This is a genomic window from Micromonospora maritima, assembly GCF_902825405.1.
GTDB classification, from domain to species: Bacteria; Actinomycetota; Actinomycetes; order Mycobacteriales; family Micromonosporaceae; genus Micromonospora; species Micromonospora maritima.
The window spans coordinates 1-835 of sequence record NZ_CADEAU010000939.1 but is presented as its reverse complement, the minus strand read 5'-3'; the positions used below and the strand labels follow the sequence as shown (position 1 = coordinate 835).

Annotated in this window: 1 protein-coding gene and 1 pseudogene; both read left to right on the top strand. The window is 75.7% G+C overall.

The genetic code is table 11. The annotated features are described in order from the left end of the window. Positions 1-615 (top strand): D-sedoheptulose-7-phosphate isomerase (locus tag HUW36_RS33680; protein ID WP_174531681.1); only part of this gene is annotated, 615 nt, incomplete at its 5' end. Between the two features lie 11 nt (positions 616-626). Next, a pseudogene (locus HUW36_RS33675) lies at positions 627-835 on the top strand (D-beta-D-heptose 1-phosphate adenosyltransferase); the annotation flags it as partial.

Here is an 835-nt window from a genome sequence, read left to right as displayed (position 1 = left end):
GCCGCGCTGCTGCCGCTGCGCGACGCGGAACACCTGCTGGCCCGCTGGGGTCAGGAGGTGGCGCGCCGGCTCGCCGCCGGCGGGCGGTTGCTGGTGGCCGGCAACGGCGGCAGCGCCGCCGAAGCCCAGCACCTCACCGCCGAACTCGTCGGCAAACTCCGCCACGACCGCCAACCCCTCTCCGCCATCGCCCTGCACGCCGAAACCAGCGCGCTCACCGCCATCGGCAACGACTACGGATACGACGAGATCTTCGCCCGCCAGGTCCGCGCCCACGGCCGACCCGACGACCTCCTTCTGCTCCTGTCCACCAGCGGCACCAGCCCCAACCTCCTCACCGCCGCCCACGCCGCCCACGACACCGGCCTGCGCTGCTGGGCCTTCACCGGCCCCGCCCCCAACCCCCTCGCCGACCTCTGCCACGAACGGCTCGCGATCGACTCGCCGGACGGGCAGGTGGTGCAGGAGCTGCACCTCGTGGCCGTGCACGTGCTCTGCGAGTACGTCGACCGGGCGCTGCCGGCGGCGCTCGCCGCCCGCGCCCCGGCGGGACCGGTGCGCGCCGGCGTCGAGGTGGTGCTCGACGACCCGGATCCGGAGGTGCAGGCCCGATGAGGAGGTCGAGCATGGCGGGACCCCTGGTGGTGCTCGGTGACACGCTGCTGGACCGGGACGTCGAGGGGCTGGTGAACCGGCTCTGCCCGGACTCCCCGGTGCCGGTGCTGGACGAGACCACGTCCGTGGACCGCCCCGGCGGCGCCGGCCTGGCCGCGGTCTTCGCGGCCGCGCAGGGCGCCGAGGTCGCGCTGGTCACCGCCGTCGCCGACGACGCCGG